General features: G+C 71.9%; 13 protein-coding genes. 10 read left to right on the top strand and 3 right to left on the bottom strand.

The window, feature by feature from the left end; all coding sequences use genetic code 11:
• Positions 1–11: 11 nt before the first annotated feature.
• Positions 12–2021: a serine/threonine-protein kinase gene (locus OG430_RS27450; RefSeq protein ID WP_327355270.1), complete on the bottom strand. Its 2010-nt coding sequence runs from the start codon at positions 2019–2021 to the stop codon at positions 12–14.
• A gap of 85 nt (positions 2022–2106) precedes the next feature.
• Here OG430_RS27450 and OG430_RS27445 point away from each other — a divergent pair, with 85 nt between their 5' ends.
• The 5 genes from OG430_RS27445 to OG430_RS27425 all read left to right on the top strand — a co-directional run bounded on the left by OG430_RS27445 (position 2107) and on the right by OG430_RS27425 (position 6891).
• Positions 2107–2754: an HD domain-containing protein gene (locus OG430_RS27445; protein WP_327355269.1), complete on the top strand. Its 648-nt coding sequence runs from the start codon at positions 2107–2109 to the stop codon at positions 2752–2754.
• Between the two features lie 7 nt (positions 2755–2761).
• Positions 2762–3268 carry a GNAT family N-acetyltransferase gene (locus OG430_RS27440; RefSeq protein WP_327355268.1) on the top strand — a complete coding sequence of 169 codons (507 nt, stop codon included), beginning with the start codon at positions 2762–2764 and terminating at the stop codon, positions 3266–3268.
• A gap of 282 nt (positions 3269–3550) precedes the next feature.
• Positions 3551–4825, top strand: a complete 1275-nt coding sequence (locus tag OG430_RS27435) for a Cmx/CmrA family chloramphenicol efflux MFS transporter (protein ID WP_327355267.1) — start codon at positions 3551–3553, stop codon at positions 4823–4825.
• Between the two features lie 34 nt (positions 4826–4859).
• Positions 4860–6053 carry a heparan-alpha-glucosaminide N-acetyltransferase domain-containing protein gene (locus OG430_RS27430; RefSeq protein ID WP_327355265.1) on the top strand — a complete coding sequence of 398 codons (1194 nt, stop codon included), beginning with the start codon at positions 4860–4862 and terminating at the stop codon, positions 6051–6053.
• A 31-nt stretch (positions 6054–6084) separates the two neighbouring features.
• Entirely contained in the window at positions 6085–6891 is an 807-nt protein-coding gene (locus OG430_RS27425; RefSeq protein WP_327355264.1) for a trypsin-like serine peptidase, read from the top strand.
• On the opposite strand, the gene OG430_RS27420 is transcribed toward OG430_RS27425, so the two are convergent.
• Positions 6888–7160 (bottom strand): DUF4031 domain-containing protein, encoded by a 273-nt coding sequence (locus tag OG430_RS27420; protein WP_327355263.1) that lies wholly within the window; start codon positions 7158–7160, stop codon positions 6888–6890. The genes OG430_RS27425 and OG430_RS27420 overlap by 4 nt on opposite strands.
• Positions 7157–7519, bottom strand: a complete 363-nt coding sequence (locus OG430_RS27415) for a hypothetical protein (protein WP_327355262.1) — start codon at positions 7517–7519, stop codon at positions 7157–7159. The genes OG430_RS27420 and OG430_RS27415 overlap by 4 nt, the downstream gene beginning before the upstream one ends.
• Positions 7520–7708: 189 nt before the next feature.
• Here OG430_RS27415 and OG430_RS27410 point away from each other — a divergent pair, with 189 nt between their 5' ends.
• The 5 genes from OG430_RS27410 (at position 7709) to OG430_RS27390 (ending at position 14848) form a co-directional block, all read left to right on the top strand.
• Positions 7709–8632, top strand: a complete 924-nt coding sequence (locus OG430_RS27410; RefSeq protein ID WP_327355261.1) for a MurR/RpiR family transcriptional regulator — start codon at positions 7709–7711, stop codon at positions 8630–8632.
• Between the two features lie 54 nt (positions 8633–8686).
• Positions 8687–9628 carry an N-acetylmuramic acid 6-phosphate etherase gene (murQ, locus tag OG430_RS27405; protein ID WP_327355260.1) on the top strand — a complete coding sequence of 314 codons (942 nt, stop codon included), beginning with the start codon at positions 8687–8689 and terminating at the stop codon, positions 9626–9628.
• 228 nt (positions 9629–9856) lie between these two features.
• Positions 9857–11329 carry a PTS transporter subunit EIIC gene (locus OG430_RS27400; RefSeq protein ID WP_327355259.1) on the top strand — a complete coding sequence of 491 codons (1473 nt, stop codon included), beginning with the start codon at positions 9857–9859 and terminating at the stop codon, positions 11327–11329.
• A gap of 148 nt (positions 11330–11477) precedes the next feature.
• A complete protein-coding gene (locus OG430_RS27395) occupies positions 11478–13232 on the top strand; it encodes a serine/threonine-protein kinase (protein ID WP_327355258.1) in 1755 nt (584 codons plus the stop codon).
• Positions 13232–14848, top strand: coding sequence for a serine/threonine-protein kinase (locus OG430_RS27390; RefSeq protein WP_327359237.1), 1617 nt, complete (start codon positions 13232–13234; stop codon positions 14846–14848). The genes OG430_RS27395 and OG430_RS27390 overlap by 1 nt, the downstream gene beginning before the upstream one ends.
• Positions 14849–14969: the final 121 nt, after the last annotated feature.

The following is a 14969-nucleotide window of genomic DNA, read 5'->3' as shown; positions in this document are numbered from 1 at the left end:
GTGACGTTGCCCTATCCGTTGGACCCGGTCAGCTTCCCGGTCGCCAGCAGCTCGTCCTTGCCCGGGGAGCGCAGGGCGAAGGTCAGGTCCTTACTGCTCTTGGTTCGGGTGATGTTGAAGAGCGGGCCGTCCTGAGCGCAGCCCTCGCCGGATGGGCCGGCCTGAAGCTGCCCCGGGGTGACGTACAAGTGCTTCGGCTCTTCGCTCGCTCGGACCTCCAGCACGGTGAACGCCTGCGCCAAGTAGAGGCACATCCTCACCGGTGTCCCGGCCGGCTGGATACTGATCTGCACGCCGCGCGGGCCGGGACCATGGCCGATCGCCACCCCGACCACCTCGTATTGGGGGTCGCCCGATGGATCGTAGGCCCACTGTCCGTTGAACTTGTCGAGCGCCTTCACCTTCGGGTCGACAGTCCCGTCCTTGACGAAGGTGCTCTTGATGTTGTCGCCGGTCACGGTGGCCTTGCCGTCGCCTGGATTCTTGAGAGTCATGGCAGGCTGCCGCTTCTCGCATTCCCCGAACTCACTCTTCGGCTCGGCGCGCTTCAAGGTGGAGGCACTCACGCTCACCTCGATCGAGGTGGCGCCCGGCTCTTTGCCGGTGGATGCCGAGGTCAGGGTGGGCTGGTAGACGCACAGGCGGCCGAGGCCCAGCACGGAGTACTCGGCCTTCTGATCGACACGGGCGCCCTTGTCGAGTGTCAGCCGGGTGAGCAACGACGCCGGGGCCCCTGTGGCCTTGTCCTCAACGTCGGTCTCCTGAACGCCCACCCAGCTACCGACGAAGCCTTCCGGCACGGGCCTGGCCGTGCTCCCGCCGCCACCGTCACCGTCCCCGGAGGAGCCGTCCTTCCAAGGACTGAGAGCGACCAGCACACCCCCGATGAGCACGACCGCGGCGGCAGCCGCGGCGACGATGACAGCGCGTCGGCGCCGGGGAGTTGGCGGCCGGCCGGCCCCGTCGACGCCTTGGGTGGGCGCGTAGTGCGGGAAGGCCCCGGGCGATGGTGGCGCCGGAAGTGGAGGCGCCTGGTGGGCCGGGTAGGGGTTCGGCGATGTGGGCGTGGCGGTAGGAGTCTGCAGGGGCGCCGGAGCGGGCGTGGCCGGCAGCGGCTGCGGTCGCGACGGGGCGAAGTCCAGCAACTGGGCCGAGCTGCGGCCGAGTTGGGCGAGCACTTCGCCCGGGAGCCAGGTGGCGGACGTGCCGGTGGCGGTGCGGGTGACGAGGTCCTGCGGGGTGGGCCTGGCGGACGGGTCCTTGCGCAGGCACTCGCGTACGAGCGGCAGCAGGGCTTCCGGTACGCCGACGAGGTCGGGCTCTTCCTCGGCGACACGGAACATCAGCGCGTGCAGTCCGCTGTCGACGGTGCCGAAGGGCGAACGTCCGGTCGCGGCGAAGGCGAGGACCGAGCCCAGGCAGAAGAGGTCGGACGCGGGAGTGAGGCGCTGCCCGCGCACCTGCTCCGGGGACATGAAGCCCGGGGATCCGATCACCGCGCCGGTGCGGGTCAGTGGGCCCTCCGTGAGGGTTTCCAGGGCGCGGGCGATACCGAAGTCGATGACGCGCGGGCCGTCCACGGTGACCAGGACGTTGGACGGCTTGAGGTCCCGGTGGATCAGCCCGGCCCGATGGATGTCGACCAGTGCGTGCGCGAGGCCCTCGGCGAGGAAGCGTACGGACGCCTCGGGCAGCGGCCCGAAGTCCTTGGCCACGACGTCGTGCAGGGACGGGCCGGGCACGTACCGCGTCGCCACCCAGGGCACGCGCGCCTCGGTGTCGGAGTCGAGCACGGCGGCCGTCCACGCCCCGCCCACCCGCCGGGCCGCGTCCACCTCCAGTGCGAACCGCCTGCGGAAGTCGGGCTGCGCGGCGAACTCGGCCTGCACGACCTTCACCGCGACGGTCCGCCCGCCCTCGGAGCGGCCGAGGTAGACGAGGCCCATGCCGCCCGCGCCGAGACGGGCGATCAAGCGGTACGGGCCTATGTGTGCCGGGTCCTCGGCGATCAGCTGTTCCACGTGAGCAAGCTAGCCCAACTATCCAACAGGGGTAGGGGCATCGTCCCAGCCGGGGCCTCTCCGTGACTGGGCCTAGGCTCAGCGCATGGCCGACCTTGAAGCCGCCCTGCACACCCGCTGGGCCGAGACCCTGCTCCGGGCCCGCGCGGGGGCCGCGCACCCGGACCCCGCTCCGTACGCCGCGAACCTCCTCGCCCGCTGGGCCGAACCACAGCGCAAATACCACACCACCGCCCACCTGATCGCGGTCCTCGACCACGTCGACGTACTGGCAGAGCATGCGGCCGACGCCGATCTCGTACGCCTGGCCGCCTGGTTCCACGACGCGGTGTACGCGCCCGACCGGTCGGAGAACGAGGAGCGCTCGGCCCGACTCGCCGAACGCGCCCTTCCTGAGGCCGACTTGGGGCCGGAAGGCACCGCCGAAGTGGCCCGCCTCGTCCGCCTCACCCTCACCCACGACCCGGCGCCCGACGACGCCAACGGCCAGGTCCTCTGCGACGCCGACCTGGCGATCCTCGCCGCCGACCCGGAGGCGTACGCCGCGTACACGGCCGCCGTACGCGAGGAGTACGCCTTCGTCCCCGCCGAGGCCTTCCGCTCCGGCCGGGCCGACATCCTGGCCCAACTCCTCGCTCTGCCCCGCCTGTTCCACACTCCGCACGGCCGGGCGCACTGGGAGGAACCGGCTCGCCGGAATATCGCTACCGAGCTGGAACTCCTCCGCGCATAATCACGCCGTGACTGACGACCAGCAGACCTCCCTCACCCTGCCCACCACCCGCCTCACCCTCATCGAGATCACCCCGGACCGCGCCACCAATCTCAGCCTCGGCGGCCCCGGTGGCTTCACCTGGATCGCGGGCGGTCCGGAGGAGGGCACGCGGACCGGGGCGGGGATCGCGGCGAAGGCGGCGGCCGAGGGGGCGTATGTGCCTGGCTGGGGGGCCTATGCGCTGGTGCGGCGCTCGGATGGGCGGGCGGTGGGTGCGATGGGCTTCCACGGGCCGCCTCTCGCGGGGCAGGTCGAGATCGGCTACGACGTCGTGGCGTCGGCTCGCCGCCAGGGTTACGCCACGGAGGCCCTCCAGGCCCTGGCGGCCTGGGCCCTGACCTCCCCCGAGGTCACCTTGGTCTTCGCCCGCACGGAACCGGGCAACCTGGCATCCCAGGGCGTCCTGGACCGGGCGGGCTTCACCCGGGCCTCGGAGACGGCCGAGGGGCCCCGGTTCGAGCTGCGGGCCTGACCTGCCTTTTCTTCCCCTCCCCGCCCCTTCCCGAAAGTCCTCAAGCGCCGGACGGGCTGATAAATCAGCCCGTCCGGCGCTTGAGGACAGTCTTTGAAGCCGACGGCAGTCTTACGGGAAGGGGCGGGGAGGGGCGAAAGAAGGCCCGTCCGGCCAGGACCGGGGGCCCGGGGGCAGCGCCCCCGCGAGCACGCTGAGGCAAGGCTCACACCACGGCAGGGAATGCCACTCCCAACCCAAGCGTTCACTCCTGACATGCCCAACCAAGCGGAGCGAACCCGCATGCCCCTGGCCGTATACATGCTCGGCCTAGCCGTCTTCGCCCTGGGCACCAGCGAATTCATGCTCTCCGGCCTCCTCCCGCCCATCGCCGACGACATGAACGTGTCGATCCCCCAGGCGGGCCTGCTCATCTCGGCCTTCGCGATAGGCATGGTCATCGGAGCGCCGGTACTCGCCGCGGCCACCCTCCGCCTCCCCCGCAAGGCCACCCTGATCGCCCTGATCACGGCCTTCGGCCTCGGTCAGATAGCAGGGGCCCTGGCCCCCACGTACGAAGTGCTCTTCGCCTCCCGCATCCTCAGCGCGCTGGCCTGCGCCGGCTTCTGGGCGGTCGGCGCCTCGTCGGCCGTCGCGATGGTGGCGGTGACCCAGCGGGCCCGCGCCATGGCCGTGATGATCGGCGGCCTGTCGATCGCGAACGTCCTGGGCGTCCCGGCCGGTGCCTTCCTGGGCGAGCACCTGGGCTGGCGCTCCGCGTTCTGGGCGGTGGGCGGGGCCTCGGCCGTGGCCCTGGTCGGCGTCGTCACGCTCATCCCGCGCATCCCGCTCCCGGCCGAGAAGCCCCGGCTCAAGAGGGAGCTGAGCATCTACAAGGACGGCCAGGTCTGGCTGCAGGTGGCCCTGGTCGCCCTCGCCGGCGGCGGCGTCTTCTGCGCGTTCAGCTATCTCGCACCGCTCCTCACGGACGTGTCGGGCCTGTCCTCGGGCTGGGTCCCGACCGTCCTGGCCCTGTTCGGCATCGGCGCGCTCCTGGGCACGATGCTCGGCGGCCGGATCGCGGACGCCAACCTCTTCGGCGTGCTGTTCAGCGGCATCCTCGCCTCGACGGTGTTCCTGGCCGTCCTCGCGGTGTTCGCGGGCACGGCGGCGGTCGCCGTCGCGCTGTCGTTCCTCGTCGGGTTCTCGGCGTTCTACACGGCCCCGGCCCTGAACGCCCGGATGTTCAACGTGGCGAGCGCGGCCCCCACCCTGGCCGCCGCGACGGCCACGGCTGCGTTCAACGCGGGCAACGCCTTCGGCCCCTGGCTGGGCGGCACGGTCATCGACGCGGACTTCGGCTACCGCTCCCCGGCGTGGGCGGGGGCCCTGCTGACGCTGGCGGCGCTGGTCCTGACGTACGCGGCCCTGCGCTGGGAGCGCAGCACGTCGAAGCCGTCGCGCCCGCTGATGCACAGCCCGAACGTGCCGAGCCCGAACGTGCCGAGTGCGAACGCGCCGAGTGCGCTGAACGACGACCCCAGCCCCGCCAACGCCGTCGCCGGACGCCCCGAATAGGAACCTTTACTCCGCTTTTGCCCTCTTCAAGGGCATGGCAGGGGACACCACAAGGCTCACGGGCCTCGACGCGGCACGCGGCATCGCAGTGCTGGGGATGTTCGCCGTCCACGTCGGCCCACCCCCGGAGCCGATCGGTGCGGGATGGCTCCTCGTGGCGGCCGACGGCCGGGCCCCGGCCGTCTTCACCCTGATCGCGGGCTTCTCCCTGGCCCTGGCCAAGCAACGACAGCGGCAGCGCGAGGGCTGGCGCCCCCTCCTGATCCGCAGCGCGATCCTCGGCCTCCTGGGCCTGCTCCTCGCCGGCCTCTCCCCCGGCATCCTCGTCATCCTGGCCTTCTACTCGGTGTACTTCCTGGCCGCCGAGCCCTTCACCCGCCTGCGCACCCGCACCCTCGCGATCATCGCGGCCGCGAGCGCCGTCGTGGGCCCCGTGGCCTCGTACGTCCTCGGCGACCTGCTCGGCCACCGCACCTCGGGCCGCGGCGGCACCCCGGTCCCGCAGGACCTGGCGAGCTGGAGCGGCTTCGGCGAGATGGCCGAGAAACTGCTCCTGACCGGCGCGTACCCGCTGCTGACCTACTTCCCGTACGTCCTCATCGGCCTGGCCCTGGGCCGCCTCGCCACCCGCACCGGATCACGCCCGGCGGGCCTGCACCACCCCCGCACGGCCTGGCTCCTCACCGCATGGGGAGCCGCCGCCGCGCTCGCCGGATACGGACTGTCCTGGCTCCTGGTCGAGAAGGGCGGCGCCCGCCAGGGCCTCCTCGCCGCGATCGCCCGTGAGCACCCCTGGGCGCTGGAGCGCGACGACCCGATCGGAGCCGTCCTCGGCAGCCAGTACGGAGCCATCCCCTCCACCTCCTGGGACTGGCTCGCGGTGGCCGGACCGTACAGCCAGACCCCGCTGGAAACCCTCGGCAACGCGGGCGTCGGCGCCGCCCTGATCGGCCTCGCCGTGGCTCTCGCCCGCGCCCCGCTCGCCGCGCGCGTGCTGCGGCCGCTCGCCGCCGTGGGCACCATGGCCTTGTCGGTGTACGTCGTGCACGCGCTGGCCCTGGCCTTCGCCCTGCACGGCTGGACCGGCTGGGACGCGCTCAAGTGGTTCAGCGTCACGGCGGTGCTCGCCTGCTGCGTCTGGCAGTACGCCCTGCGCGGCACACCGCTGAAGCGCGGCCCGCTGGAGTGGGCGCTGCGCGCCCTGTCGTCGCCGCCCCGCAAGGCCTGAGCACCCGAGGACCCGAGGACCCGCTGAGCCCATGAAGATCCGACTCCGACCCCGCGCGCGCTCCCTGGCCGCGCCGGCCGCTCTGTGCCTGTTCGCGGCCGCCGCAACGGGCTGCTCCAGTGTCTTCGCGCCCGAGCCGCAGACCGATGCCACCGCCTCGGAAGGGCTGCCGATGGTGGGCGTCCTGGTGGCGGACGGCGATCACTGGTGCACGGCCAGCGTGGTCGACAGCCCGGGCCGGAACGTGATCGCCACGGCCGGGCACTGCGTCATGAACGTGACTGAGGACGGCACGGTCGAGGACCTCACCGAACAGGACCTGGCCTTCGCGCCGGACTTCCAGGGGGCGGGCAAGGGCAAGCATCCGTACGGGCTGTGGCGGGTGAAGGGCGCGTACCTCGACGACCGCTGGAAGCACCAGGCCGACGACCGCGCGGACTACGCCTTCCTCACCCTCGAACCGGACGGGCAGGGGCGCAACGTCCAGGACGTGGTGGGTGGTTCGGTGCCCGACTTCACGTCCGGGTTCGACCGCGAGGTGACGGTGTACGGCTATCCCGACGCCGAGCACAACCCCGACAACCAGCAGATCTCCTGCCGCACCCGGACCTCGCAGGACGAGCAGCAGCCGTTCATGCTGAGCATCAAGTGCGGCGGATTCTGGGGCGGCACCAGCGGCAGCCCCTGGCTGACCGACTTCGCGGGACCGGGCCGCAGCGGCCGCATGATCGCGGTACTCAGCGGCGGCGAGACGGACGACGAGTCGACGGCGGTCCTCTTCGACGAGGCGACGAAGAAGGTGTACGAAACTGCGGTCAAGGCCGGCCAGGACGGCTAGGCCGGCGCCGGGCGTCCCTTGGGCCGCCGCAGCCCCGCCTCGGTGAGGAGCCGCACCACTTCCCGGCTCGACACCTCCACGGCCCCCGCCCGCACCGCATCCTCATACCGGTGCGAGGGCACGTCGTAGTGATCGCGCTCGAAGGCCCGCCGAGGACACCCCACCCGCTCGGCGAACGCGTGCAGCTCGTCGTACGACACGTCGCTGATCAAGTGGGACCACAGCCTGCCGTGCCCCGGCCAGGTCGCCGGGTCGATGTAGACCGTCACCGCGGAACCGTCCCGAGCGACCCCACCGCGGCCACCACGACCCCCGCCTCGCTGCACACCCAGTGCGGATCGGGCCCCAACTCGGGCTCCACATCGAGCGCATGGGGATCCCCGCTGCCGCACACGGGACACAGCGGCCAGCGACCCTGACGTTCGAGAAGCGCGTCCTGTACGTCCTGCGCGACGAGCCCCGCCACATAGCCGACCCCTTCGGGCCACTGCTCGACCCACCACCGGCGGTGCGCCACCGCGTCCTCGACGACGGAGACGACATCGGCCTCGGCTACATCGCCCGCCACCAGGTCGGCGAGCACGAGCGCGCGGGCCGCGTGCAGCGCCCGCTCCAGTGGGGAATCCATGCAGCCATTGTGCGCCCCAGCGGCACCAAGCCCGAAAGAGTCCCGTCTGTCCCCATCCGCCTCCTCCGCCTCCCCCGCCTCCCCCGCCTCCCACCCGCACCGGCACTGGTGCCGCGGCCGAAGGTCCTCGCCCCGCACGGGCCCTATGGACTCTTGACGACATAAGGAGACGGAAAATATCTTTCAGGCGTGAGCAATGACGTGAAGGAAATTTTCAGCGGGGCGGCCCCGCCCGCCCCGGCCGCGCTCGCTGCCAAGGTGCGGACCCTCGCTCCGTCCATGACCCGCTCGATGCAGCGGGTCGCCGAGGCCGTCGCCGGTGACCCCGCGGGCTGCGCGGCCCTGACCGTCACCGGGCTCGCCGAGCTCACCGGCACCAGCGAGGCGACCGTGGTCCGCACGGCACGCCTCCTCGGCTACCCCGGCTACCGGGACCTGCGGCTCGCGCTCGCCGGGCTCGCCGCCCAGCAGCAGTCGGGCCGGGCGCCCGCGGTGACCGCCGACATCGCCGTGGACGACCCGATCGCGGACGTCGTCGCGAAGCTCGCGTACGACGAGCAACAGACCCTCGCCGACACCGCCGCCGGCCTCGACATGAGCCAGCTCTCGGCCGCCGTCGCCGCCCTGGCCACCGCCCGCCGCGCGGAGATCTACGGCGTCGCCGCCTCCGGCCTGGTCGCCCAGGACCTGGCGCAGAAGCTGCTCCGCATCGGCCACATCGCGCACGCCCACTCCGACCCGCACCTGGCCGTGACGAACGCCGTGACCCTGAAGGCCAAGGACGTGGCCATCGCGATCACCCACTCCGGTTCGACGGGCGACGTCATCGAGCCGCTGCGGGTCGCCTTCGAGCACGGCGCGACGACGATCGCGATCACCGGCCGCCCGGACGGTCCGGTCTCGCAGTACGCCGACCACATATTGACCACTTCCACGGCCCGCGAGAGCGAACTCCGCCCGGCCGCGATGTCCTCCCGTACGTCCCAACTCCTGGTCGTGGACTGCCTGTTCGTCGGCGTCGCCCAGCGTACGTACGAGTCCGCGGCGCCCGCCCTCGCCGCGTCCTACGAGGCCCTCGCGCACCGCCACAGCCCACGCAGCAGCAACCGCTAGCCACCTCGCCCCAACCCCCCGCCGCACCCCGTACACGAAAGAGCCGCAACCCTCATGACCTCCACCACCCCTGACAACTACGGTGCGCTGCGCGCCCAGTTGGCCACCCTCACCACCGAGGCGTTCCGCCCTGAGCTCGCCGAGATCGACCGCCTCTCCACGCTGGAGATCGCCCGCACGATGAACGGCGAGGACGCCTCCGTCCCGACCGCGGTCGCCGAGCAGCTGCCCGCCATCTCCGCCGCGATCGACGCCACCGCCGAGCGGATGGCCCGCGGCGGCCGCCTGATCTACGCGGGCGCGGGCACGGCGGGCCGGCTCGGCGTGCTCGACGCGAGCGAGTGCCCGCCGACCTTCAACACGGACCCGTCCGAGGTGGTCGGCCTGATCGCGGGCGGGCCCACGGCGATGGTCACGGCGGTCGAGGGCGCCGAGGACTCCAAGGAGCTCGCGGCGGCCGACCTGGACTCCCTTTCCCTCACCCCCGACGACACGGTGGTGGGCATCTCCGCCTCCGGCCGCACCCCGTACGCGATCGGCGCGGTCGAGCATGCGCGGGCGGGCGGGGCGCTGACGATCGGCCTGTCCTGCAACGCGGACAGCGCGCTCGCGGCGGCGGCCGAGCACGGCATCGAGGTCGTGGTCGGGCCCGAACTCCTCACCGGATCCACCCGGTTGAAGGCGGGCACGGCCCAGAAGCTGGTCCTCAACATGCTCTCGACGATCACGATGATCCGCCTCGGCAAGACGTACGGGAACCTGATGGTCGACGTACGCGCCTCCAACGAAAAGCTCCAGGCCCGCTCACGCCGCATCGTGGCGCTGGCGACGGGGGCCTCCGACGAGGAGATCGAGGCGGCCCTCGCGGCGACGGACGGCGAGGTCAAGAACGCGATCCTCACGATCCTGGGCCAGGTGGACGGCCCCACGGCGGCCCAACTCCTCGCCGAGTCCAAGGGCCACCTCCGCGCGGCCTTGGCCTCTACCGACAACTAGCCCCGCGCGCTGTGGGCAGTCGTTCCGCACCGCACCGCTGTGGACAGTCGTTCCGCACCGCACCGCTGTGGGCAGTCGTTCCGCAGGGCGGAACGGGTGGGCACAGCCCGAAGGCGCCGAGTGCGCTGAACGTATGGCTAGCCCCGCCCACGTACAGCACGCGCTGAACGACAGCCCCGCCCAGCCAAAGCCACCGCACAAGCCCCCCGCACAGCAAGGCCGCACCACATGAGCACCGAGAACAAGAACCGCGACACCGCAGCCGCGATCCTCCCCCTCGTGGGCGGCGCAGCCAACGTCACCTCCATCGCCCACTGCATGACCAGGCTCCGCCTGACCCTGCGCGACCGCGCAAAGGTCCAGGACGAGGCCCTGAAGGCCCTCCCCGCCGTGATGGGCGTCGTCGAGGACGACACGTACCAGATCGTCCTGGGCCCGGGCACGGTAGCCCGAGTGACCCCGGAGTTCGAGCAGTTGGTCGAGGAGGGGAGGGCGACGGCCCACCCGACCTCCGCCGAAGACCTCGCGAAACAGGGCACAGCCCTGAAGGCGGCCCAGAAGGCCAAGAACGCCACCCCCTTCAAGCTCTTCCTGCGCCGCATCGCCAACATCTTCGTCCCCCTGATCCCCGCCCTGATCGGCTGCGGCATCATCGCCGGCTTCAACGGCCTCCTGGTCAACCTGGGTTGGCTCCCGACCGTGACCCCGGCCCTCGCCGCCATGGCCTCCGGCTTCATGGCCCTGATCGCGGTCTTCGTCGGCTTCAACACGGCGAAGGAATTCGGCGGCACCCCCATCCTCGGCGGAGCCGTCGCCGCGATCATCGTCTTCCCCGGCGTCGCGAACATCGAGGCCTTCGGCCAGAAGCTCTCCCCCGGCCAGGGCGGCGTCCTCGGCGCGCTCGGCGCCGCGGTCCTGGCGACGTACGTCGAGAAGTGGTGCAGGAAGTGGGTCCCGGAGGCGGTGGACGTCCTCGTCACGCCCACCCTCACGGTCCTGATCTCCGGCCTGGTCACGATCTTCGGCCTGATGTTCCTGGCGGGCGAGGTCTCCACGGGCATCGGCACGGCGGCCAACTGGCTCCTCGACAACACCGGCGCCTTCGCGGGCCTCGTCCTCGGCGCCTTCTTCCTGCCCCTGGTCATGCTGGGCCTGCACCAGGCCCTGATCCCCATCCACACCACGCTCATCGAGCAGCAGGGCTACACCGTCCTGCTGCCGGTCCTGGCGATGGCGGGCGCGGGCCAGGTCGGCTGCGCGATCGCGGTCTACCTCCGGCTGAAGCGGAACACCTCGATCCGTACGACCATCAAGTCGGCTCTCCCCGCAGGCTTCCTGGGCGTCGGCGAGCCCCTCATCTACGGCGTCTCGCTGCCCCTCGGCCGCCCCTTCATCACGGCGTGCGCGGGCGGCGCGGCGGGCGGCGCGTTCATCGGGATGTTCTCGATGCTGGGCGACAAGGTCGGCTCGACGGCCATCGGCCCGTCCGGCTGGGCCCTGTTCCCCCTCCTGGACGGCAACCACGGCCTGGGCACGACGATCGCGATCTACGCGGGCGGCCTGCTGGTCGGCTACACGGTGGGCTTCGTGGCGACGTACTTCTTCGGCTTCAGCAAGCAGATGCTGGCGGAGCTGAACGTGGCGGAGCCGTCTGCGGTCGCGGCGGCGCCGGCCGAGGAAAAGGCACCGGCGACGGTGTAAGCAGACACCCTCAAGCTCTCCTCAACTGCCGCTCCCCTCCCTTGCGTTACCCGTATGATCACCTCGCTTCGAGGGTCGACGGGGAGGACGGGGCGGCATGGGGGTTTCCGGAGTGTCAGGCCCGGCGCAGATCGGACCATTCCGGGTGGTGGCCGAGCTCGGACAGGGCGGTATGGGCCGGGTGCTCCTGGGCATCGCCCCCGACGGCCGCCTCGTCGCGGTCAAGCAGGTGCACGCCGAACTGGCCGGGGACGACGGCTTCCGGACCCGGTTCCGGCGCGAGGTAATGGCCTCCCGGCAGGTGTCCGGCGCCTACACCGCACCCGTGGTCGACGCCGACCCGGACGCGGCGACGCCGTGGTTCGCCGCGCAGTTCGTGGCGGGGCCCTCGCTGAGCCAGGCCCTGGACGCCGTGGGCGCGCTGCCGCTGGAGTCGAGCCGGCTGCTCGCGGCCGGGCTCGCGCAGGCGCTGGTCGACGTGCACCGGGCCGGACTCGTCCACCGGGACCTCAAGCCGTCCAACGTGCTGCTCGCCGAGGACGGCGTACGCGTCATCGACTTCGGCATCGCGCGGGCGGCGGAGGGGCAGACGAAGCTCACGCACACCGGCGTCATGGTGGGCTCGCCCCCGTTCATGGCCCCGGAGCAGGTGGACGGACGCCAACTGACCGCTGCCGCCGATGTGTTCTCGCTGGGCTCGACCCTCGTCATGGCCTGCACCGGAAGGCCGCCGTTCGCGGGCACCTCGGTGCCGGGCATCCTCTACAACGTCGCACACTCCGAGCCCGACCTGAGCGCGGTGCCGCCCGGCATGCTGACGCTGATCGAGCCGTGCCTGGCCAAGGATCCGGCGCAGCGTCCGTCCCCGCAGGACCTGCTCTCGATGATCGGGCCGGTGCGGCCCGCGGCGCGGCCGTGGCCGGAGGCGGTGCACCAACTCGCGCTCGCACAGCGGACCGAGATCGATCGGTACGTCACCGGGGCGGGCGGCAGCACGACGTTCACCGGCGCCGCGCCCCCTCATGCCGCACCTCCTCATGCCGCATCTCCTCATGCCCCAGCCACCGTTGCCTCGCCCGCCGATGCCGCCCCGTTCAGCCCCACAGCGCCCAGCGCCACCCCCTTCGGCCCCGCTTCCCCCCACCACGCCCCCACCATGACGGCGGCCGCCCAGGCCTCGCACCTGCCCGCCGCTCCCCCGCACCCGGCGTATCAGGGGTATCAAGGGCATCAGGGGTATCCGTCGCCACCCGCGCCCCCGCCCGCCCCCGGCTCACGGCGCAAGCGCCTCGCATGGATCGCCGGAGGATCCGTCGCCGCGCTGGCCACCGTCATCGCGCTGCTCGCGACGTTCCTGCCGCCGGAGTTGAACCCGTTCCACACGGAGGTCGTCCCGACGCCGGGCAACAAGCCGCTTTCCGAAGTCGCCGACAAGTTCACCGACCGCCCCGCGTCTTGCAAGGAGATCGCGGGTGAGGTGAAGGTGCCGGCCGAGTTCGCGCTCTTGCCCAACCAACCCGGCACCGAAGTCTCGGACCAGGAGGACTACGACGACAAGGCCCCTTACCAGGAGGGCCGCTGCATCTGGCAGAGCCGCTCCGGCGACAAGATCGACCTCACGTGGGACCGGTTCCGGACGGCGAAGGGCAAGACCGGCGCGGAGCGGTCGAAGAAGCACCACGAGGGCCTCTACATCACCGGCACCACCCACCGCGAGGACGTCGGGGCCGGCCAGGAGGCGTTCTGGCACGGCGACCCGAATCCCAGCAACTGTGTGCTGTACGTACGGGACGTCAACTTCAACGTGTTCCTCGCCGTGGAGGGCTCCGCCTACCCCAACGGCGACAAGTGCGAGGCCCTCGCCGTAGACGTCGCCAAGGGCACCTTCAAGGCGGCGGCGTGATGAAGCCACTGGGCCCGGCCGACCCGGCCACGGCCGGACCGTACCGGCTGCTCGCCGAGCTCGGCCAGGGCGGCATGGGCCGGGTGCTGCTCGGCGCCGCACCGGACGGCCGCCTCGTCGCGGTCAAGCAGGTGCACGCCCGGTTCGCCGCCGACGACGGGTTCCGCGCCCGCTTCCGCCGCGAGGTCGCCGCATCGCGCCAGGTGTCCGGCGCCTACACGGCGGCGGTCCTGGATGCCGACACCGAGGCCCAACTGCCTTGGCTGGCCTCGGCGTTCGTGGGCGGCCCGTCACTGGGCTCGGCGGTGGAGGACGCCGGGGTGCTGCCCGAGGCGGCGGTGCGCCGGCTCGCCGCGGGTCTGGCCACGGCACTGGTCGAGATCCACCGCGCCGGCATCGTCCACCGCGACCTCAAGCCGGAGAACGTGCTGCTCGCCGCGGACGGCGTACGCGTCATCGACTTCGGCATCGCCCGGGTCGCCGAGGGCGCGGAGGCCACCGCCCTCACCCACACCGGCTGGATGGTCGGCTCACCCTCCTTCATGTCGCCGGAGCAGGCGGAGGGCCAGGAACTCACCCCGGCGAGCGATGTGTTCGCGCTCGGCGCGGTCCTCGCGATGGCGGCCACCGGCGACAGCCCGTTCTCGGGCACCTCGATGGCGGGGACCCTCTACAACGTCGTCCACGCCGAGCCCGACCTGACGACGCTGCCGCCGGGGCTTGCCGCCCTCATCGGACCGTGCCTGGCCAAGGCCCCCGCCGACCGGCCGACCCCGCAGCAACTCCTCGCGCTCCTCGGCCCGATCACACCCGCCGAACGGCCCTGGCCGCCCTCGGTACACGGCCTGATCGCCACCCAGCAGACCGAGATCGACCGGCTGCTCGACGCCACGGACCGCGCCCCCGCCCCGGACCCGTACTCCCCCACCTGGGTCTCTCCCCCTGCTCCTGCTCCTGCTCCTGCTCCTGGCCCAGGCTTCGGGCCACCGCTGCCTTTCGCGGGTACGCCCCCACGCGGACGCAAAATGAAGATCACGGCCCTCGTGCTCGCGGGCGTGCTCGCCGTCGCGGGCATCGGCGTCGGCGCGTACGTACTGACGAATCGCGGCGACGACACGGACGCCTCGTCCGGGCCGCCCGACAAGTACACGAAGATCCCGACCTGCGCGGAGGCGGCCGGTCAACTGGGGCTGCCCGAGCGGGATAAGAACCAAGACTCGTCCGGAGACAGCACCAAGGCGGCGTCGACGGGCTGCACCTGGATGGGCACGCAGGATCTCGGGAACGGCTATGTCCTGGAGAACGCCTATACGCTCGCCCACGTCAGGTGGACCCTGGAGCGCACCGTCGGAGACGACAAGAACGCGACCGGCCTGCAGCGCGAGGAGTTCGCAGAGGACGCGGCCGACGGCACCCGCGACAGCGGACTCGGCATCGGCGACGAGGCGTACTGGGAAGGGAGCAACCCCGCCCCCGACGAGCACTGCGAACTGCGCGTGCGTGACGGCAACATGATCGTCTGGGTGAGACTGGGCGGCGACGAGCACCCGGAGTCGACCTGCAAGGCGGATGCCGCGGAGATTGCCCGCGCGGCCCTGGCGGCCATCCCGGACTGAGCTACCCAAACCAGCCCGTCCGGCGTTTGAGGCCGCCCAAACCAGCCCGTCCGGCGTTTGAGGACGAGCGCGAAGCGCGATGGGGGTCCGGGGGCACAGCCCCCGATCATTGACCCGCACC

Origin of the sequence: Streptomyces sp. NBC_01304 (genome assembly GCF_035975855.1) — a bacterium.
GTDB lineage: Bacteria > Actinomycetota > Actinomycetes > Streptomycetales > Streptomycetaceae > Streptomyces.
This window is presented reverse-complemented; position numbering and strand designations above follow the sequence as displayed.

Bases quoted from the DNA above. Each gene is read 5' to 3' on its own strand.
- OG430_RS27430 (WP_327355265.1), top strand. From the start codon at position 4,860: ATGGCAGGGGACACCACAAGGCTCACGGGCCTCGACGCGGCACGCGGC.
- OG430_RS27400 (WP_327355259.1), top strand. From the start codon at position 9,857: ATGAGCACCGAGAACAAGAACCGCGACACCGCAGCCGCGATCCTCCCC.
- OG430_RS27415 (WP_327355262.1), bottom strand. From the start codon at position 7,519: ATGGATTCCCCACTGGAGCGGGCGCTGCACGCGGCCCGCGCGCTCGTG.
- murQ (WP_327355260.1), top strand. From the start codon at position 8,687: ATGACCTCCACCACCCCTGACAACTACGGTGCGCTGCGCGCCCAGTTG.
- OG430_RS27435 (WP_327355267.1), top strand. From the start codon at position 3,551: ATGCCCCTGGCCGTATACATGCTCGGCCTAGCCGTCTTCGCCCTGGGC.
- OG430_RS27445 (WP_327355269.1), top strand. From the start codon at position 2,107: ATGGCCGACCTTGAAGCCGCCCTGCACACCCGCTGGGCCGAGACCCTG.
- OG430_RS27425 (WP_327355264.1), top strand. From the start codon at position 6,085: ATGAAGATCCGACTCCGACCCCGCGCGCGCTCCCTGGCCGCGCCGGCC.
- OG430_RS27390 (WP_327359237.1), top strand. From the start codon at position 13,232: ATGAAGCCACTGGGCCCGGCCGACCCGGCCACGGCCGGACCGTACCGG.